The sequence below is a fragment of the Methylovulum miyakonense HT12 genome, assembly GCF_000384075.1.
Classification (GTDB): Bacteria; Pseudomonadota; Gammaproteobacteria; order Methylococcales; family Methylomonadaceae; genus Methylovulum; species Methylovulum miyakonense.
In genome coordinates this window covers 4,256,435-4,279,805 of sequence record NZ_KB913025.1, presented here as the reverse complement: position 1 = coordinate 4,279,805, position 23,371 = coordinate 4,256,435, and the positions used below count along the sequence as shown (strand labels likewise).

The 23,371-nt window shown below is 50.4% G+C and carries 3 protein-coding genes; all 3 read left to right on the top strand.

Going from position 1 to position 23,371, the window contains the following annotated elements; translation table 11 throughout:
- The coding region (locus METMI_RS25840) for a non-ribosomal peptide synthetase (RefSeq protein ID WP_019868268.1) at positions 1-5,255 on the top strand (5,255 nt) is incomplete at its 5' end.
- Positions 5,255-15,010, top strand: coding sequence for a non-ribosomal peptide synthetase (locus tag METMI_RS24895; protein ID WP_019868267.1), 9,756 nt, complete (start codon positions 5,255-5,257; stop codon positions 15,008-15,010). The genes METMI_RS25840 and METMI_RS24895, both read left to right, overlap by 1 nt.
- On the top strand, positions 15,007-23,358 hold the full coding sequence (locus METMI_RS0120990) for a non-ribosomal peptide synthetase (RefSeq protein WP_019868266.1): 8,352 nt from the start codon (positions 15,007-15,009) through the stop codon (positions 23,356-23,358). The genes METMI_RS24895 and METMI_RS0120990 overlap by 4 nt, the downstream gene beginning before the upstream one ends.
- The last annotated feature ends 13 nt before the right edge of the window (positions 23,359-23,371 follow it).

Below are 23,371 nucleotides of genomic sequence, written 5' to 3'. Positions count from 1 at the left end.
AGACCGGCGACCTCGGCCGCTGGCGGCCCGACGGCACCATAGACTACCTCGGCCGCAACGACTTCCAGGTCAAGCTCCGGGGCTTCCGCATCGAACTGGGCGAAATCGAGGCGCAGCTGCGCCGCTGCCCCGGCGTGCGCGAAGCCGCCGTCCTCGCCCGTGACGATGGCGCAGGCAACCCACGCCTGGTCGCCTACCTCGTCCCCGAGCCCGGCCATACCCTGGAACCCGCCGGGCTGCGCACCCGCCTCGCGGAACACTTGGCCGAGCACATGCTGCCCGCCGCCTACGTCACCCTGGAACGCTTCCCGCTCACCGCCAACGGCAAGCTCGACCGCCAGGCGCTGCCCGAACCCGACGGGGATAGCCTCGCCAAGCGGGCTTACCAAGCCCCGCAAGGCGCCACCGAAACCGCCATCGCCCGCATTTGGCAGGAGCTGCTGCACATCGCCCAGGTCGGCCGCCATGACCAGTTCTTTGAATTGGGCGGGCATTCGTTGTTGGTGGTGCAGTTGGTGGCAAGGCTTCGGGAAGTCTTAGGTGTTGAATTGGCTTTGCATGAAGTTTTCGTCCATCCCACTTTACTGGCGTTGGCGCAATGTGCCGAGCAAGCTCAAGCCAGTATCTTGCCGCCCATACCAATGGTTGACCGTAGCCTAGCCTTACCCTTGTCGTGGGCGCAACAACGTTTATGGTTTTTGATCGAATTCAATCCAGAAGCAAGCAAGGCTTATCATCTGCCAATCGCCTTACGTTTGCAGGGACGGTTGCACAAAACTCTGTTACGCAAAACCCTCAACCAGCTTGTCGCACGCCATGAAGTATTGCGTACGGCCTTTGCCATGATAGACGGTGAACTTCGGCAAGTGATTGCCGATCCAGCGATTGGCTTCGTTTTGACAGAACAGGATTTGCGTGATTTGCCAAAAGCGGAACAAGAGGTGGCTTTAGAAAAAATTGCCGACACCGAATCTAGCGAGGCTTTTGATTTGGCACACGGCCCGTTGATCCGCGGGCAATTGCTGCAACTCGATCAGGACGGGCATGTTTTGCTCATCACCCAGCACCACATCATTTCAGATGGGTGGTCACTGGCGATTATCGTTAATGAGGTGAGCGCACTTTACAGCGCTTATAGACTAGGTTTGCCTGACCCCTTGCCGGAATTACGTATCCAATATGCCGACTATGCGGTCTGGCAACGGCAGTGGCTACAAGGTGATGCGTTGCAAGCGCAAATTGGCTTTTGGCGGGAGAAATTAAACCATGCACCCGCTTTTCTCAAACTGCCTACGGATAGGCCACGTCCTGTCGTCCAACGTTATCAAGGCGATGTTATCAATTTTAATTTATCCGCTAGTTTGACGGACGGGCTTAAACAGTTTGCCCAAGAGCAGGGTTGCACTTTGTTTATGGTTTTGCTGGCTGCTTGGTCGGTGTCGTTAGCTAGGTTAAGCGGTCAAGCGGATATGGTGATGGGTAGTCCGGTCGCCAACCGCCAGTGCCTTGAATTGGAGCCGCTCATTGGCTTTTTCGTTAATACCTTGGCGTTACGGGTACGCCTTGAAAATGACCCTAATGTTTTGGATTTATTGGCACAGATTAAAGCTACCACCTTGGCGGCTTACCAGCATCAGGATGTACCGTTCGAGCAAATAGTCGAAGCCGTACACCCGATACGTGACACAAGTTATAGCCCTATCTTCCAACATGTTTTGGTGATGGCGGACACACCGAATACGCAAGCGGTGTCTTTGCCGGGCTTAAGCTTATCCACGATGGAAACAAAAACCACTACGGCGCAGCATGACACTTCGCTGTATTTACAGGATGCCGGGGAGGCCATTATCGGCAATCTGGTGTTCGCCACGGCATTGTTTGACCGGAAAACCGCACAAGCCATGGTGGGCGGTTTTATGGCAGTTTTGGAGAAATTTGCCGCTAATCCTGGCTTGCACGTTAGCGATTTGCTGATCGGCCATGAGATTACCTTGCCCATGCTGTTGCCCAATGCCTTTACAAATGCTCCTATCCCACTGTCTTACCACCAAGAACGCCTGTGGTTTATCGACGCATTTGAGGCGGGTTATCTGTATCCCGCCAGTCCGGTTTACCACAATATCCCGTTATTGCTGCAACTTGACGGGGAATGGTCCACAGCAAGCCTTGCAGCTGCCTTAAACCAAATTATCGCCCGTCATAAAGCCTTGCGGACACGTATCCATAGTGATGGTGAAAACGTGTGGCAAGAAATTCTTACCGTCCCTACGCCTATTAGCCTTGATGAAATAACCGTAAGTGAAGAGGGTTTGTTGGCACAAGCCATTGCCGAAACCCGCAAGCCTTTTGCGCTTAATGGCGGTGAGCTGTTCCGTGCCATTTTGTTGCGTAGTGATAGCCAGCACGCCATGTTGACGGTCACCATCCACCACATCATAGTCGACCGGACTTCCATGCGTTTGCTTGCTGACGAGCTATTGGATATTTATATAGCCGGGCAGGAAAACCGAGCGCCTGTCTTACCGGAATTGTCTGTCCACTATCAAGATTACGTTAATTGGCAACGGCAGCTTTCTGATGCTGTCCAGTTGGCGTATTGGCGATACCAATTGCGTGGACGTTTGCAGGCGATGGAATTGCCTATGAACCGCCCCCGGCCTTTGGTGCATACGTTTACCGAAGCCCGGTATGAGTTTGTGATGGACGCGTTGCTTGTCCTGCGTTTGAAAAATCTGGCGGCGCAACAAGGTGATAGCCATTTTGCCTATCTGTTTGCGGGGTTCAATGCTTTATTGCGCCGTTATAGCGGGCATGATGAATTGGTCATTGGCACTAGCGCACCTTGCCGCAACCACGCGATGTTAAATCCGGTTATCGGGCCGATCGCTAATTTGTTGGTGCTGCGTAATTTTTGTGACGGGCAAACCACTTTTGCCGATTTGCTCAAGCAAATCCAACGCACCACCCAGCAAGCCCATGCTTGCCAAGAAATGCCATTTGATCAGCTTGTCCTAGCTCTTAACCCAGAAAAGGACATGGGTCGCACGGCCTTGTTCGATATTTTGTTCCAGTTTGACGGGCAAGCGGGCAAGACTTGGGGAACTGGCAAGTTAAATGCGCGCATGATCGAAACCAATTTGGGTTATGGCAAAAATGACCTGCATTTGCTTATTCATCCAGAGCAAGATACTTGGGTGGGCAAATTGGTTTACAACGCTGATTTTTTTGATCCTGATTTGATCCAACAAATGTTCAGGCATTATCTGGTTTTGCTGGATGCTTTAACAAACGACACCAACCAGCTTGTAGATGAAGTGCCGTTATTGGCTGCTGCGGAAATCCAGCAACAGCTTGAGGACTGGAATACGACTCAAGCCGATTATCCAAAGCATAAAACCCTGCATCAATTGATTGAAGGGCAGGTGGTACGGACACCGGAACGGATTGCCGTCAATCTGGGTGGCAATTGTCTAAGCTATGCGGAACTCAATGTCCGCGCCAATCAATTGGCGCATTATTTGACGGCGCAAGGTGTTGATAAAGAAGCCATTGTCGCACTTTGCCTAGACCGCGGCCTAGATATGATAGTTGCGATACTGGCGGTGCTTAAGGCGGGTGGTGCGTATTTACCGATAGACCCGAATTATCCAGCCGCCCGCATTCAATATATGTTGGCTGACAGTGGCGCTTGCCAGCTCATCACCACCCAAGCTTGGGCGGAAACGCTGGCATTGACGGGCAACGCCGTTTTATTGGATGCCGATCATGCCCTGATTGCCAGTTATTCAAACAGTAATCCCGACAAAACCAGCAGCCCGGAACAACTGGCTTATGTGATTTATACCTCCGGTTCTACGGGCGAACCCAAAGGTGTCTTGCTGGAACATCGTCATGTCGTGCGTTTATTGATTAACTCGCGGATGCCTTTTGTTTTTAGCGAAAACGATGTCTGGTCGCTGTTCCATTCGTATGCGTTTGATTTTTCGGTGTGGGAAATATTCGGGGCTTTGTTATACGGAGGCCGTATCACCATTGTCCCCGAACCTGTCCGCAAAGACCCTGCCTTATTCATGACTTTTCTTTGCCAAGAACAGGTCACCATCCTCAACCAAACCCCATCGGCATTTTACAATCTGAGCAATGCCATTTTTAGCCATCCGGCATTGCCTGTGTTGGCCCTACGTTATGTCATTTTTGGTGGCGAAAACTTAGATCCTGCCAATTTACAACATTTCCATACGGCTTATCCGGCAGTCAGCTTAGTCAATATGTACGGCATTACTGAGACCTGTGTCCATGTCACTTACAAACAGGTCACAGATACTGATATTCGCCAAAATGCCAGCAACATCGGTTTGCCGATACCGACCACCACCGTTTATGTTTTGGATGCCAAGCAACACTTGTTGCCTATCGGCGTGCCTGGAGAAATTTATGTCGGAGGTTTGGGTGTCGCTAGAGGGTATCTGAATCGGGAAAAACTGACTCAAGAACGCTTCATTAACAACCCTTACCAAGCGGATGAACGTTTGTACCGTTCCGGGGATTTGGCGAAACGCTTAGTGAATGGCGAGTTGGTTTATCTGGGACGTATGGACGACCAAATCCAATTACGGGGTTTCCGTATCGAATTAGGTGAGATTGAAGCCCGTCTTTGTGCTTGCGATGGGGTAAGTGAAGCGGTGGTGATTGCCCGTGAGGACAGTCCTGGCGATAAGCGTCTAGTTGCTTATCTCATCGCCGAAACCGGATATCAACCCGATCTTGCCGCATTGCACCGCCAGCTTGCGGTACATTTGGCTGAGTATATGTTGCCCAGTGCTTTTGTCTTGTTGGATCGTTTTCCTCTTACCAGCAATGGCAAGTTAGACCGTCAGGCTTTACCCGCCCCCGATGATGCGGCCGCGATCAGCCGCCCCTACGAAGCCCCGCAAAATACCCATGAAATGCTGCTCGCCGGAATTTGGCGTGGCTTGTTGCATCTGGAACGGATTGGGCGGCATGACAATTTCTTCGAACTCGGAGGGCATTCTTTGCTCGCGGTGCAATTGGTGAACCGTATACAGGAAGCATTCCATGTGCGGGTGGCGTTGCTGGCGATATTTGAGAACCCCACGCTGATTACCCTTGCCGACTATTTAATGGCATTGCAAATAGCCCAGTATTCCGAAAGCGATGTCGCCCTGTTGGAAAAAGAGCTTGATGGCTTATCTGAGGCGGAGTTGAAGCTTTTATTGTCCGAGGAGGCAAATTAATGAATAACGAAAATCAAACGATTGAACAATTAAAACGCGCCGTGATGCTGAAAAAACTAAGGCAGCTCAATGGCCCGGAACAAGCGCGTAGCACCGTGCCGTTGATCAGACCAGCAGACCGGGGCTGCCGCATTCCACTGTCAGCGGCACAGCAACGCTTGTGGTTTTTAGACCAGTTCGATCCTGACGCCAGCAAAGCTTACCATTTGCTGGCGGGCTTACGTTTACATGGCGATTTGAATCTGGAGGTTTTAAAGCGTTGCCTTAACCGTATCGTTGCCCGCCATGAAATTCTACGGACAAGGTTTGTGAGTGCTGATGGGCAGCCTAGCCAAGTGATAGCCGATGCCGACAGCGGCTTTCAATTGCTGGAATACGATTTACGCTCCCTCACTGAAGAAGACAAAGCTAAACAAGTCGGAGAAATTTATATAGAAGAAGCCAGCTTGGCGTTTACTTTAGCGGACGGGCCTTTAATACGGGGCCGTTTGTTATGTCTAGCTGATGAGGAATATCTGTTGATGGTTACCCAACATCATATTATTTCTGATGGTTGGTCTATCGGTTTGTTGATTAGAGAAGTGGCGACACTGTACCCGGTTTTTTGCCAAGGTTTGCCTGATCCGATGCCGGAATTAAGCATCCAATATGCCGATTATGCCGATTGGCAACAGGAATGGTTGCAAGATAAGGTGTTGCAGGCACAGTTCGATTTTTGGCGGAACCATCTTGACGGTGCGCCAGAGTGTTTAAATATGCCTTTAGACTATGCGCGGCCTCCTGTGCAGAGCCATGCAGGCGGTTCTGTGGAACTGCATATCCCGCCGGATTTGACGGCGGAACTAAAACGGTTTGCGCAAAGCCAAGGCGCCACTGTGTTTATGGCTTTGCTCGCGGCATGGGCTTTATTGCTGATGCGGCTTAGCCAACAAAGTGATGTGGTTATCGGTACGCCTGTCACGAATCGCCAGCATACCGTCTTAGAAAACCTGATGGGTTTTTTTGTCAACACCTTGGCCTTGCGTGTCCAGATTGACCCTGCTTGGGATGCTAGCCAGTTGCTTGCCCATGTCAAAACCGCTTGTCTGGCGGCTTTTGCCCATCAGGAATTGCCATTTGAGCAAGTGGTGGAAGCGGTAAAACCGACCCGTAGCATGGCTTACAGCCCGATTTTTCAAGCTATGCTGGCGTTGGACAACACCCCTAGTGGGGATTTGGCCCTACCCGGCTTGCGTTTGGAACAGCTCAATTTCCCGGAAACCACCACCCAGTTTGATCTTTCTTTATTCTTTTCAGATACCGGTACCGAACTGATAGGTAGGCTGAATTACGCCAGCAGTTTGTTTGACGAGGCGACGGTAACGCGTATCGCTGGCTATTTTTCTACCGTGCTGCGCGGCATGGTCACCCATCCCCAACAGCGTATTAGCCAATTGCCCTTGCTGGCTTCAGAAGAGCTGCGGCAAATCTTAGTTAATTTTAATGATACGGCTGCCGATTTTCCGCAAACCACTGTCCACCAATTATTTGAACAACAAGCTGCTAAAACTCCTGAAGCGATTGCGTTAGTTTGTGGAGAGCAAAGCTTAAGTTATGTCCAACTGAACCAACAAGCCAACCAACTTGCATACCGTTTACTGGCCTTGGGTGTACAGCCAGATCATTTGGTGGCGATTTGCGTGGAACGGGGTTTGGCTATGGTGATTGGGTTATTGGCGATCTTAAAAGCGGGGGGCGCATACGTCCCGCTTGACCCTCATTATCCCGAAGAACGCTTAGTTTATATGTTAACGGATAGCCAGCCGACGGTGATCCTGAGCCAAACGGCAGTGCAACAGGCTTTGCCTAAATTGGGCGGTCTGGGGGTTCCCATGCTGCTGCTTGATGCTCCGAACAGTTCGGCAATGGCTAGCCAAACGTCAGACAGCAACCCTGTTGTTTGGGGTTTAGGTGCACAGCATCTGGCCTACGTCATTTACACTTCCGGTTCCACGGGACTGCCTAAAGGCGTGATGATTCAACATGCGGCTTTGGTCAATTTTTTATCTTCAATGTCCCGCACCCCAGGCATTACTTGTGCGGATAAGGTATTGGCGATCACCACCATTGCTTTTGACATAGCCGCACTTGAGCTGTTTTTGCCCTTACTAAATGGGGCGCAAGTGGTTTTGCTCAACCAGCAAACATCAGCGGACGCCGATTTGTTAGCTGAGGCGATCAACCAGCATCAGCCGAGTATTATCCAAGCCACTCCGGCGACCTGGCGGTTGCTGTTAAATAATGGTTGGCAAGCGCCTGCCGGACTTAAAGCCTTTTGTGGCGGTGAAGCTTTAACAACTGAGCTGGCTTTGGCGTTAAAAAAATCGGTTGCGGAGTTATGGAATTTATATGGCCCCACCGAAACCACAGTTTGGTCCACTTGCCAGCCAATCAACGAAGATAACGGGCATGACGGTTTTATGTGCGCATCCATCGGGCGGCCTATCGCCAACACCCAAATTTATATTTTGGATGCCTATCGGCAAGCTGTACCCATCGGTGTGGTAGGGGAAATTTATATCGGCGGGGCAGGGCTTGCCAGAGGCTATTTGAACCGCCCTGAATTGACGGCTGAGCGTTTTATCAGCAATCCATTGCTGCAAAACGGGCAGTTGCTTTCCCCCCGTCTTTATAAAACAGGAGATTTAGGGCGTTGGTTAGCCGATGGCCGTATCGGGTATGTGGGGCGCAATGATTTTCAAGTGAAAATCCGGGGTTTCCGTATTGAATTAGGCGAAATCGAAACTCAGCTTAAACGCTGTGTAGGGATTAAAGAAGCCGTTGTCATTGCCCGTGAAGACGTTCCGGGTGATAAACGCTTGGTTGCTTATTTTGTTCCAGAATTAAGCCATGAGCCTTCGGTAGCCGAGTTGCGCAGCCAATTGTCCAGTGTTTTGGCGGAATATATGTTGCCCAGTGCGTTGGTGGCTTTAGACAAGTTGCCGTTGACAATGAATGGCAAACTTGACCGCAATGCCTTGCCCGCCCCTGATGGCAATGCCGTCATCAGCCCTATTTACCAACCGCCACAAGGCGCGACGGAAATGGCTATTGCAGGCATTTGGCAAGAGTTGTTGCATCTGCCCCACGTCGGACGTGATGATGCTTTTTTTGCCTTGGGCGGACATTCTTTGCTTGCCGTGCAATTGGTCGCGCGTTTGCGGCAAGGGTTTGGTATTGAATTGGCATTACGCGAACTTTTCGCCCGGCCTGTCCTGAAACAACTTGCCATCACCGTTAACGCCGCGCCATTGTGCGGGTTGCCCGCTATCCAGCCTGTAGGCCGCGCCTTAGCCATACCGCTATCTTGGGCGCAATTGCGTTTGTGGTTTTTAGCCCGGTTAGATCCTACAACCAGCCAGGCTTACCATATCCACGGAGGCTTGCGGCTCCAAGGGCGGCTTGATAAAACACTCTTCAAAGCCAGTTTAGACCGTATCGTGGCTAGGCACGAGGCTTTGCGCACCACTTTTGTTAGTGACGCTGGCGAACCCCGGCAAATTATTCATCCGGCAGACCGTGGCTTTTATTTAAAAGAACAGGATTTGTCTACGCTGCCAGCCGGACAACAGCAAGACATGATAAAGCAATTGGCGTATGAAGAATTTAGTCAGGCTTTTGATTTGGAGAAGGGGCCATTGATCCGTGGTTGCTTGTTGCGGTTGGGCGATGCCGAACATCGCTTTTTTATTACCCAACACCATCTTATTGCCGATGGTTGGTCTTTAGGCCGATTGATCCATGAATTTAAGGCTATTTACACCGCGTTTAGCCTAGGGCTAGCCGACCCGCTACCGGAATTGCTTATCCAGTACCCCGATTATGCGGTTTGGCAGCGGCAATGGTTACAAGGCCAACGCTTACAGCAACAAACCGGGTTTTGGCTGGATTACTTAAACCAAGCTCCGGCCTTGTTGAAATTACCCACAGATCGGCCTAGGCCGCCTGTGCGTGACCGAGTGGGTGGGCGCATCAATATGGGATTGTCTGGAGATTTGACTGCGGCGATCAAGCGCTGCGCGGAGACCCATCACGTCACCGTATTCATGGTGCTGTTGGCGGCTTGGTCGGTGTTGATGGCTAGGCTTTCTGGGCAAACCGATATTGTCACGGGGACTCCCGTCGCCAATCGGCAACGTATGGAACTGGAGCCGTTGCTGGGTTTGTTCGTGAACACCTTGGCTTTGCGGGTACGTTTGGATGCCGACCTTAGCGTCGCGGAACTGCTGGCGCAGACCAAAGACAGCGTCTTACAAGCTCATGCTCATCAGGACATGCCGTTTGAGCAAATCGTCGAAGCCATTAATCCAGAGCGTAGCCTGAGTTATAGCCCGATTTTCCAAGTCTGGTTGAATTTGAACAATACGCCTGACGGTGGTGAATTGGCTTTGCCGGATTTGGTGGCTACGGTTTTGGAACCGCCTTTTAATACAACCCAGTTTGATTTGACCTTATCCTTAGTCGAAACGGGCGAAGCCATCATTGGCAGTTTGGAATATAGCTGCGATTTGTTCGATGAAAAGACCGTCCGCCGCTATGCTGATTATTTTCGGGCTATCTTGGCGGAGATGGTTGCCCATCCGCAGCTAAAGGTTAGCCAGCTTGATTTCATCAGTGCGGCGGAGCGGCAACAACTTTTATCAGAATTCAACCCTCCTGCCTCTGCATTTTCTGATAAGCAATTAATCCATGAATTGTTTGCCGGACAGATTGAAATAAATCCAGACGCAAAAGCCGTGGTTTTTGGTAAGCAAACCCTCAGCTATGCGGAGCTGAATGCCAAAGCCAACCAATTGGCGCATTTTTTACGTGGTAAAGGCGTGGCTGCCGATGTGCCTGTGGGTTTGTGCGTGGAACGTTCTTTAGAAATGCTCATTGGGATATTGGGTATTTTGAAAGCAGGCGGTGCTTATGTGCCGATAGACCCTGATTATCCTCAAGAACGTATCGCTTATGTCTTAAGTGATACCCATACGCCCGTGTTATTAACGCAACACCGCTTAAGCCAAAAATTGCCTAAGCAATTGCCGTCCACGGTTTATCTTGATGAAGATTGGCCTGCTATTGCCTGTTATCCGGTGGATGATGTGCCTGTTGTAGTGCATCCGCTTAATTTGGCTTACCTCATTTACACTTCCGGTTCGACCGGACAGCCTAAAGGCGTACAAGTAACCCATCGTAACGCCGTGCATTCCACTTGGGCTAGGCTAGGCTATTATCCAAAGCCCATACACGCTTATTTATTAGTTTCGCCGTTTGTTTTTGACAGTTCCGTCGCGGGCATTTTTTGGACGTTGGCGCAAGGTGGCTGTTTATGTCTCCCTACGCCAGAGGCCAGCAAAAACCCGACGGCCCTGGCGGATTTGATCGCCACTCATCAAGTCTCGCATCTGCTCGCGCTTCCGGCTTTGTACGCCCTGTTGCTGGAACAAGCAACGGTAAAACTGGCTTCTTTGACGACAGTAATTGTTGCCGGGGAAGCCTGTCCGCCAGAATTGCCCCAACGGCATTTTACCAAATTATCGGATGCTGATTTATACAATGAATATGGCCCGACCGAAGGCACGGTGTGGAGCAGTGTTTATAAAGCCAGTCCGTCGGATAATGACGAAACCGTACCGATAGGCCGCCCAATCAGCAATGTTTGTATATATCTGTTGGACAAGGGCGGAATGCCTGTGCCGATAGGCGTACAAGGCGAGATATATATCGGCGGTGCTGGCGTTGCCCGTGGCTATTTACAAGGTCCTGACGTGACGGCGGAGAAATTTGTCCCTGACCCGTTCAGCGCGGACGGTGGCCGTTTGTATAAAACGGGCGATTTGGCGCGTTATCGTCACGATGGCGCGCTTGAATTTTTAGGCCGTTGCGACCATCAGGTCAAAATCCGTGGGCTTAGGATTGAGTTAGGCGAGATTGAAGCGCGGCTGATGGGGATTCCCGGTGTCTATATGGCGGTAGTGACTGTCCGTGAAGATAGGCCGGATGATAAGCGTTTGGTCGCTTATGTGCAGACCAATGATAACAAATTGTCCGTTAGTGATTTACGCCATTTTTTGGCTGCCGTCTTGCCGGAATACATGTTGCCCAGTGCTTTTGTCTGCCTTCCCCAGTTGCCGATGACGCAAAATGGCAAAATTGACCGTCAAGCCCTGCCTGCACCGGATTTGGCGGCGGTCGCCACAACGGACTATGAAGCCCCGCAAACTGCGGCGGAAACCGTGCTGATAGAATTATGGCAAGAGCTGTTGGGCGTGGAGCGTGTGGGTCGTTATGACCATTTTTTTGAATTAGGTGGACATTCCTTGTTGGCGATCACCTTAATTGAGCGTTTGCAGCAACTGGAGTATGTGGCGGATGTCATGAGTGTGTTCGTTTCGCCCGTATTGACCGATTTGGCGGCGGAATTACATGACGATGGAGCGGTGGATGTTGTTTTATCAGTCCATCCGATACCGGAAGGCTGTACGGCAATTACCCCGGCTATGTTGCCTTTAGTGACCCTCAGCCAAGCGGCTATTGACCAGATTGGCGCAAGCATTTCGGGTGGTATCGTTAATATCCAAGACATTTACCCGCTCTCGCCCTTGCAGGAAGGTATGTTGTTCCATTATTTGCTGGCAAACGAAGGTGATGCGTATTTGATGCGCATGGTGTTTAGCTTTGATCATCGCCAGCGTTTGGATGTTTTTCTGGATGCCTTGCAACAGGTTATTGACCGTCATGATATTCTGCGGACTGCCATCGTCTGGCAAGGCCTGCCGGAAGCCGTGCAAGTCGTCCAACGCCGTGCCGTGTTGCCTATTACGGAATTGGTTTTGCCAGGAAATGACGAACCTTTACCGAACCTCCTCGCGATCACCGATCCAGGCACTTTACGTCTGGATTTGCAACGCGCACCGTTGTTTGCCGCGACTATCACCGCCGCCCCTGATCCGGATAAATGGCTGCTTGCCTTGCTTAACCACCATATTATCCGCGACCACATCAGTGGCGAACTGGTGCTAAAAGAAATCCAGCAAATTCTAAACGGACAATCCCAGCACTTACCGCCTTCCTTACCCTACCGCGATTACATTGCCCAAGCCCGTGCCGTGTCGGTGGGTGAACATGAAGCTTTTTTCCGGCAACAATTGGGGGATATAGACGCACCGACCGCGCCGTTTGGATTTTTGGATGTCCAAGGTGACGGGACGCAAATTTCTGTGGCTAGCCTAGAGCTAAACACGGGATTGTCGGATGCTATCCACACCATCGCCCAGCAACTGGGCGTGTCTGCGGCGGTCTTGTTCCATGTCGCGTGGGCGCAGGTGTTGGCGCATTGTACCGGGCAAGATGCCGTAGTGTTCGGTACCGTGTTGACCGGACGTATGCAAGGTTCGGGCAGTACAGGGCAGGCTATGGGCATGTTCATGAATACCTTGCCTGTGCGTGTCCAGCTTGCAAATTTAACGCCCCGCCAAGTGGTTGCTGATACCCAGCAGCGCTTGATCGGATTATTGCATCATGAACACGCGGCATTGGCTTTGGCACAACGTTGCAGTTTAGTCCCCGCTTCTTTGCCATTGTTTACCGCGATTTTAAATTATCGCCATAGCAAAACCACTGATAACGCCATGCCAATGGCTTGGGATGGCATCCAGTTACTGGAAGCGGAAGAACGCACCAATTATCCGATCACGATGTCGGTGGATGATTTTGGGCAAACGTTTAGCCTGACGGCTCATTGTGTCAAAGGCATAAACCCTGAACGACTGGTTGCTTATCTGGAGACAGCGATTAGCCATTTGGCTGATGCGCTTAACACACATAGCGATTGCCCGGTCCGTCAATTGGCTATCTTGCCGGAACCAGAGCGGCGGCAATTGCTAGTGGAGTTCAACGCCAGTTATCAACATTTCCCGCAAGATATTTGTGTCCATCAGTTGTTTGAACGGCAAGCGGAGCAAAACCCTTGCGTCATCGCCTTAGTTTATGAAAACCAAAGCCTCAGCTATGCAGAGCTTAACCAACAAGCGAACCAGCTTGCCCATCAGTTGATTGCTTTAGGTGTTAAGCCAAATGACCGCGTCGGGATTTGTATTGTGCGGGGGGTGGCTTTGGTGGTCGCTGTTTTGGCGATACTGAAAACAGGAGGCGCTTATGTGCCTTTAGACCCGAATTATCCTAGCCAGCGTTTAGCTTATCTGCTTGAAGATAGCGCACTTGTTGCGCTAATCACCCAAGCCGATAACCAAAATCGTTTGCCTAAGTTGACGTTGCCCGTAGTGTTGGTGGATGAGGATTACAGCGCATTCCCTACCGATAACCCATCCAGTAAGACGCTGGGTTTTAGTTCAGACAATGTGGCTTATGTCATTTATACCTCAGGGTCTACGGGTTTGCCCAAAGGGGTGATGGTCACCCATAAAAGTTTAGGCAACCTGATTCAGGCGCAACCTGAGCTAGTGTCTGTTAACCCCGATAGCCGCATTTTGCAATTTGCCTCCTTGAGTTTTGATGCCAGCGTCTGGGAGCTGTTCACCGCTTTATGCCACGGGGCTTGTTTATGTCTGGCAAGTACTGAAGCTTTAGAGCCAGGTGGTCATTTAGCAAAAACTTTGTTGGAGCAGCGTATAACCCACGCGCTGTTGCCGCCATCCGTCGTGGCTCTCTTTCCCGATCCAGAAGCCTTTTCCCAATTGACCTTAATTGTCGGCGGCGAAGCTTGTCCACCTGCTTTGGCAAGACGATGGGCCAGACACTGCCGCTTGGTGAATGCCTACGGGCCAACCGAAGCCACTGTGTTTGTCACCCGTTATCTTTGTGCTACTGAACATGATGGTTCAGTCCCGATAGGCAAACCCATTCCGAATACACGTATTTATATTCTGGATGCGTATCTACAACCCGTGCCGATGGGTGTGACAGGTGAAATTTATATTGCCGGGGCGGGGTTAGCTAAAGGGTATTTAAACCGCCCCGAATTGACGGCTGAACGATTCATCACCAACCCGTTCCAGGCTGGTGATAGTCAGTTTGACCGCTTGTACAAAACGGGCGATTTGGGCCGGTGGCTAGAAGACGGCAATATCGCATATCAAGGGCGCAATGACTTTCAAGTGAAAATCCGGGGATTCCGTATCGAATTAGGGGAAATCGAAGCCCAACTTAGACAATGTGATGGCGTTAAGGAAGCGGTTGTCATTGCCCGCGAAGACCATCCGGGCGATAAACGTTTAGTGGCGTATTTGCTTGCCCAAGGGCACGCCAGTTTGCAGATTGCCAATGTCCGCGACCAACTGGCAAACGTGCTGAGCGAGTATATGTTGCCCAGTGCCTACGTCATCCTTAACGAATTGCCACTGACGGCTAACGGTAAACTGGATAGATCAGCCCTGCCAGCGCCGGATATTGCATCGCAGTTGCAAAACCAATATTTAGCGCCTCAAACTGATATGGAATGGGCTTTGGCGGCGATCTGGTCAGATTTGCTCCAGCTTGCCCACATTGGCCGCCATGACCGTTTCATCGAATTGGGCGGGCATTCGCTGATTGCGATTCAAGTCATGACTAGGCTCAACACGCAATTTGCCATTAACTTGCCATTGAAGGTGTTATTCGAAGCCGACACTATCGAAAAATTGGCGGAACGGGTTGTGATGGCGGTTAGCTTGAAAAATCAAAAGCTTTTGTTAGCAGAAGATGAATTTGCATACGAGGATATAGCATTATGACGCTAAAGGATTTGCTCGCCGATTTACAGGCTTTAAACGTCCAGCTTTATGTCGAGGAAGGAAATTTACGTTGCAAAGCCCCCGTGAACACCTTGACCGACGCCCTCAAAGCCCAGCTTAAAAGCAGAAAGCAGGAATTGCTGGAGCTGTTGGCACAAACAAACAATAACGAAGGGCAGATCAATCCTATTCCCCGCACTGCTCCGTTACCGCTTTCGTATGCCCAGCAGCGTTTGTGGTTTTTAGACCAAATGGAACCTGACAGCGCGTTTTATAACATCCCGATAGCTTTGCATTTGCAAGGCCAATTGAATAGCTTGGCTTTGGCGCAAAGTGTCGCTGAAATCATCCGCCGTCATGAAAGCTTGCGCACGACGTTTATCAACGTCAACGGGGAAGGCAGGCAAGTGATTGCCGATAGCTTGCATGTGCCGCTCAAACACGTTGATTTATCGGGATTACCCAAAACTATCCGGCAAGCTTTAGCGCAGCAACTTTGCCGGCAAGAAGCCAGCACGCCGTTTGATTTGGCGGGTGGGCCGTTGATCCGTACGCAATTGCTTAAGCTTCGCGAAGAAGAGGACGGGCAAGAGGTGATTTTTCTAGTGACCTTACACCACATTATTGCTGACGGTTGGTCGGCAGGTGTTTTGACGCGGGAATTTAGCAGTTTGTATCAAGCGTTCAGTGCAGGTGGGCAATCGCCGTTGGCGGAGCTTAGCATCCAATATGCCGATTATGCCTATTGGCAACGCCAGTGGCTGAGCGGGGCGGTTTTGCAAAAGCAAATCGACTATTGGCAGCAAACCTTGGCAGGAGCACCTAATTTATTGGCGTTGCCTACGGATTATCCTAGGCCACAACAGATGCGTCACCACGGTGCCAGCCATAGTTTTAATATCCCCTTTTTACTGTCAGAACAAATCCAAGCGTTAGGAAAACAGCACCGGACAACCTTATTTGTTGTGCTATTGACGGCGTTTAGTGCGTTATTGAGCCGTTACAGCCAACAAACCGATATATGTATCGGTACACCAGTCGCCAATCGCCAGCATCCAGGCACCGAAGGGCTGATTGGCTTTTTTGTCAATACCTTGGTGTTGCGGGCGGATTTAGCCGCTGATCCGTCGTTTGCCAGCTTGCTGTTACAAATGCACCAAACCGTGTTGGCGGCGCAAAGCCATCAAGATTTGCCTTTTGAACAACTGGTGACGCTGTTACAGCCCGAACGTAGCGCCAGCCATAGCCCTTTATTTCAAGTGCTGTTGAGTGTGGAAAACTATACCGCTCCGGCATTACTGGCCTTATCTGGTTTGCGTATCGGTGGACTCGAAAACACAAGCGCTAACGCCAAATTTGATTTGAGCCTACATATTAGGCAAACCGCAGAAGGTGGTTTGGCTTGTCAGTTCGAATACAACACCGATTTGTTTGCGGCAACGACAATTGCCCGCTGGAGCCAGCATTTTGTCAATTTATTGGCAGGCATTACCGAACACGCAGATGCACCGCTGTTGCGTTTGCCAATATTGACGGAAACCGAAACCCAACAATTGCAAATAGACCGTAATAGCTATATTGCGGCTGGGCATGGACAAGTTTGCATACACCGATTGTTTGAATTTCAAGCCGGACAAACGCCCGATGCGGTTGCGCTTACCTATGAAAACCAGCAATTAAGTTATGGGCAATTAAATAGGCAAGCGAATCGCTTGGCTTATTATTTGTTGGCTATAGGTGTCCGTCCTGATGACCGCGTGGCGATTTGTGTGCAACGGGGTTTGGATATGGTCATAGGTTTGCTGGCTATCCTCAAAGCCGGGGCGGCGTATGTGCCATTAGACCCGCATTATCCAGAAGAACGCTTGGCGTATCTGCTTAAAGACAGTGCGCCTAAGGCTTTGTTGACGCAAATCCAGTTATTGGCGCAAGTGTCTGCTTTGGCTTCCCCTGAGGTGACGGTGGTTTGTTTGGATGAACTGTCGGCACCGCCAGTAGGGCAGGACGTTTCAACCGCTGATATAAATTTTGCGGGTTTCCCCGACACAAACCCCGCCATTGTGGCGTTACATCCCGAACATTTGGCTTACATCATCTACACCTCCGGTTCCACCGGACAACCCAAAGGGGTTATGGTCAGCCATGCCAATGTCACGCGTTTGTTTGCCGTCACCCAAGCGCAATTTCAATTCTCTACCGATGATGTGTGGACATTATTCCACTCGTTTGCGTTTGATTTTTCGGTATGGGAAATCTGGGGGGCATTGCTGTATGGCGGACAATTGGTGATCGTTCCGCACGACACTGCGCGTAACCCCGACGCTTTTTATCAAGTGCTGTGTGACCAACACGTCACCGTGCTAAACCAAACGCCTGGGGCATTCCGCCAGCTTATCGCCGCCCAAGCCCAAAATCCCTTGCCGCATCATTTGCGGATGGTCATTTTTGGTGGCGAAGCCTTGGATTTCCGTAGCCTTGCCCCGTGGCTGGCCCGAAACACCTTGGCAGATACCCAGCTCATTAACATGTACGGGATCACCGAAATCACCGTCCATGCCACGTATAAAAAACTCAGCGAAACCGACATCCGTTTCGGGATGGGCAGTAATATCGGCAAGCCCTTGGCTGATTTGAAATTTTATTTGTTGGATGCCCATCAACAGCCCGTACCGCTGGGAGTGACGGGCGAGATTTATATTGCCGGGGCAGGTGTGGCAAAAGCTTATTTAAACCGACCGGAACTCACCGCTGAACGTTTTCCCGGCAATCTCTTCCCGCATGACGGCAACCCTTGTTTTTCGCGTTTGTACAAAACCGGAGATTTGGGGCGTTGGCTTCCCGATGGTAGCCTGGAATATCTGGGGCGTAACGATTTTCAAGTCAAGATCAGAGGCTACCGTATTGAACTGGGCGAGATAGAAGCCCAGCTTTGTTTATGTCAAGGTATCCGCGAGGCTATCGTTATCGCCCGTGAGGATGGGGGGGGCAACCAACGCTTAGTCGCTTACTGCATTCCCGAAACAGGCCATGAAGTGGATGCTTCAGGTTTGCGCGGGCAATTGGCGGATCGCCTTGCCGATTACATGCTGCCTAGTGCCTATGTCATGTTAAGTGCGTTCCCGCTGACCGCCCACGGCAAACTGGATCGCCAGAAGTTACCAGAATCTGATGGCGGTTCGGTCGTTAGCCGTCCTTACCAAGCCCCGCAAACTCAGACCGAAAAAACCTTAGCGACGATTTGGCAAGCATTATTGCATCTTGAGCAAGTCGGGCGTTATGACCATTTCTTTGAGTTGGGTGGCCATTCTTTATTGATTGTCACCCTCATTGATAGGATGCGCCAACAAGGTTTAGTGGCGACGGTGCGCACGGTTTTTGTCAATCCGACTTTAATGGATTTGGCGGCGGCTAGCGAAGGTGTGGATAACAACACGAAAGGGCATTTTACCGTACCACCCAATTTGCTTACGGAGGCTTGCACGGCGATACATCCCGAGCACTTGCCCTTAGTTAACCTGAGCCAAGCGGAGATTGACAGGATTGTCGCTTGTGTTCCTGGAGGTGTCGGCAATATCCAAGATATTTATCCGCTAGCGCCTTTGCAGGAAGGCATCCTTTTTCACCATCTGCTGGCAACGCAGGGTGATGCGTATTTAGTGCGCTCTTTGTTAAGTTTTAATGATCGTCCGCGTTTGGATGCTTTTTTAAAGGCGTTGCAAATTGTTATTGACCGCCATGATATTTTACGTACTGCCGTCCATTGGGACGGCCTAGCCCAGCCAGTGCAAGTGGCGCAACGCCACGCTTTATTGCCGGTTATCGAGTTGGTTTTGCAGGGTGACCATATCCGCGCCCAATTACTCGAGCATTCCGATCCATGGCAATTGCGGCTGAACATCAGCCGTGCGCCGCTGTTCGCCGCCTATATCGCGTTTGATCCGCACAGCAATGAATGGCTGTTGGCCTTGGTCAACCATCATTTAATTGATGATAACTACACGTTGCAATTGATCCTTGCCGAAATTCAGCTGATTTTACAAGGCCGTAGCGATCAATTACCGCCTGTGTTGCCTTACCGGAATTTCATCGCCCAAATGCACCAAGTTTCGGTGGCGGAGCATGAAGCCTATTTCCGTGCGCAACTGGGTGATATAAGCGAACCCACCGCGCCATTTGGCATAACCGATATTCAAGGCGACGGTCAGCAAACTAGCCAAGCCGGGTTGCTATTGGATGCCGAATTATCGCAACGCATTTACGGTACTGCCCAGCAATACGGCGTTAGCCCAGCGGTGTTGTTTCACTTGGCTTGGGGACAGGTTTTGGCGCAGTGTTGTGGTCAAGACGAAGTGGTCTTTGGTACGGTCTTGTCGGGGCGTTTGCAAGGCACAATAAGTGTGGGGCAGGTTTTAGGTCTGTTTATCAATACCTTACCGATACGCATTCCCTTAACGGGTCGTAGCGTCCGACAAGTCGTGGCAGACACTTACCTGCGCTTAAGCGGTTTGCTAGACCATGAACATGCCACTTTGGCTTTGGCGCAACGGTGTAGCTCGGTTGCGGCAGGATTGCCTTTATTCACCACATTGCTGAATTACCGCCATGCGCAGTTATTCGACGGGGCAGATGCCACCGACCCTGACGCTTTCCATTGGGATGGAATACAAGTGTTGGGTAAAGAAGAATGGACCAATTATCCTTTATCGGTTGATATTGATGACTTGGGTAAGGCATTTAGCCTACAAGCCCAATGCGTAATTGGTATCAACCCTAAGTGTATTGTCGAATATGTAAAAACCGCAATCACTGGTTTGGTGGATGCCCTTGAGAAATCGCCGGACGTTGCGATAAGCGTTTTAGATATTTTGTCCGAACCAGAAAAAACCCAATTGTTGGTGGAATTTAACCATACGGCTAAACCCTATCCTGATAACTTGTTAGTCCATCAGTTGTTTGAACAACAAGTGCAAAAAACACCGGATGCAGTCGCTGTTGTGTATGAAGGCCAAAGCCTGACGTATCACTTGCTTAACCAAAAGGCCAATCAGTTGGCGCATTATCTACGTAGTAATGGCGTCAAGCCAGATAGTGTGGTCGGGATTTGTGTCGGGCGATCAGTGTTGATAGTGGTTTGTGCTTTAGCTGTGCTGAAAGCCGGAGGGGCGTATTTGCCTTTAGACCCTGAATGGCCGGAAGAGCGTTTGCAATTGATGGTTGAAGATAGCCAGATAGTGGTTTTGTTGACGGATCAATCCATTAGCAATATTGATCAGGCAGTCATTATTAATTTGCTGGAGCAAAGCCAAGCCATCGACGCCCAAGCTAGAGATAATCCAGTCAATCGCGCCACAATGAGTAATTTGGCTTATGTGATTTATACCTCAGGGTCAACTAATCGGCCTAAAGGCGTTATGGTCAGTCATGGCAATTTGACCAATGCCTATTTTGCTTGGCGAGACGCTTACCAACTAGCCACAAAGCCCCGTACCCATTTGCAAATGGCGAATTTTTCTTTTGATGTCTGTACGGGCGATATGGTCAGGGCGTTATTGTCGGGTGATAAATTAGTGATTTGTCCGCGTCCGCTCTTATTGGATGCCCCAGGGCTTTATGGCTTGATGTGCCAAGAGCAAGTCAATGTCGCTGAATTTGTGCCGATCGTCTTAAGGAACCTGATGCAATACCTGGAAAAAGCAGGCAAGATTTTGGCTGGTATGGATTTATTGATCTGCGGCTCGGATACGTGGACATTCGCGGAATACCAGCATTATCAACGTTATTGTGCCAGCACCACACGGCTAATCAATAGCTATGGCCTGACCGAAGCGACGATAGACAGCACGTATTATGAAAATACCGGAACCACACTGGATGATGAGGTATTACCCATCGGGCGGCCTTTTGCCAATACCCGCATTTATATATTGGATAAATTCCTCAAAAACGTCCCGATAGGCGCGGTAGGCGAACTTTATCTTGCTGGAGGCGGTTTAGCGCGAGGGTATTTGCGCCAGCCCCGACTGACGGCGGAAAAATTTATCCCTGATCCTTTCAGTACCAAACCTAGCAGTCGTTTGTATAAAACGGGCGATTTAGCACGATACTTGCCCAACGGGGCGATTGAGTTTTTAGGCCGTAATGATTTCCAAATCAAAATCCGGGGGTTCCGTATCGAATTGGGCGAAATTGAAGCGCAATTAGGCCGTTGTCCAGGTGTCCGTGCGGCGGTCGTTATCGCCAGCGCTGATAGTACAGGTAATCAACGTCTGGTTGCTTACCTGACTGCTGAAAGCGGTCACGAGCTTAGCCCTTCTGCTTTACGTGGGCAACTTGCACAGCATCTGGCGGATTATATGCTGCCGAGCGTTTTTGTTGTTTTAAGCGAATTTCCGCTTAATTCAAATGGCAAGCTTGACCGTAAAGCGTTGCCAGCACCGGATGACAGCACTGTCATAAATCGCAATTACCAAGCCCCGCAAGGCCAAACCGAAATCCTTATCGCCAAACTATGGCAAGAACTTTTACAGTTAGGGCAGGTGGGGAGACAGGATCATTTCTTTGAATTGGGCGGGCATTCTTTGCTTGCTGTGCAATTCATTTCACGTTTGCAACAAGCTTTGGGTGTCGAAGTTGCCTTGCGTACGCTTTTTGCCCAGCCGACCCTGCATGAATTTGCTGCGGCTTTAGGCAATCATTCAGCAAACCGCAATCTAGTTCCCATCCGTACCAGCGGTACGCTGCGGCCTATATTTTTGGTTCATCCGGCAGGTGGTGAAGTCAATTATGTCCGTGACATGATGCCTTGGCTGGATGAAAACGTGCCTGTTTATGGCTTGGCGGCTTGTGGTTTTATGTCCGATGAAAGCCCCCTATCGACTATCGAAGAAATGGCGGCACTGTACCTACAAGCGATACGCTCAGTGCAAACGGAGGGGCCATATCGCCTAGCCGGATGGTCGGTCGGCGGGACAATTGCCTATGAAATGGCAAGCCAATTGATAGGTGCAGACCAAACCGTGGAATTTGTCGGCTTGCTGGATACGGGTTTTGAATATGACGCTGATGCGCCAGAAAGTGAGATCGACATTTTGTTAGGCATGATCCCTGACGATGCGCCTGAGAATGTTTTTACAGAATTAAACAGGCTGGCTACTGCGGCTGACCTCAACGCCATGCTGGATTATGCTTTAAGCAGCGGAATCTTATCCGCCGATATTGATAAGGCCACCGCCTTACGGGTATTGGCTGTCCACAAAGCGATCGCCAACGCCGCCAAGACCTATGCCTTAAAACCCATCCCGGCACGGTTGACTTTATTTGCCGCCCAAGGGAACCGTTTTGTTGAGGAAAATTGTGCAGGTTGGCAAGCTATTGCTGGCGGGCGTTTGCAAGTGATCCCTGTCGAAGGCGACCATATTTCAATCACTCAATTGCCGAATGTCCAGCATCTTGGTGTTGCCCTAAATAAGGCGTTAACCCATTGTGAAGACCCCGTAACCTTTCCTGAACAACGCTATGCTCCGGCAATCTTGATGCAAATGGGCAATGCAGCCATCAAACCGCTGTTTTGTGTGCCAGGGGCAGGGGCGGGTGTCACGTCGTTTTATGCCTTAAGCCAAGCCCTAGATCCACGTTTGCCTATCTATGGTATGCAGCCTAGGGGCTTGGATGGTGAACTGGTGCCCCATATTGATGTGGCCTCGGCGGCCTTGGCTTATATCAAAGCGCTACGGGACATTTCACCGCATGGCCCGTACCGCTTGCTGGGGCATTCTTTCGGCGGTTGGGTGGTTTTCGAAATGGCCTTGCAATTGACTGCCCAAGGCGAGCAGATTGAAACGTTAGTGGCTTTAGACACCGATGCCCCGTTAATGCCAAACCAACAAAAGCCACGCTATACCCAAATTGGCATGTTAATGGAATTGGTGAAGTTATTTGAGTTGGCGATTGACGGCACCTTAGGATTGGCTGCCGAGGATTTTGTCGGGTTAAGCCGCGACCAGCAACTCAACCGTTTATTGTGCCGTTTGATTGACGTGAAACTACTGCCGCCCAGAACCCATATCAAAACCTTGCAAGGGATTGTGCGGGTCTTTGAAACCAATGTGAATACTTGTTACACACCCGAAAAGGAATATACCGGCCCTTTGCATTTGGTGACAGTCACTGATGCAAAAAATGCGTCTGAAATAAACGGTCAGGAAGACTATTTACGGTCATGGCGACGGTTTGCACCTAAGGCTACCGTATTGGAAAGTGCAGGAAACCATATAACTGTATTATCGGCATCCCATGTAGGCAAATTAGCGGAAGTGATGAATGGTTTGCTGCTTGGCAAACGCCAATAATCAAAGGTTTTAG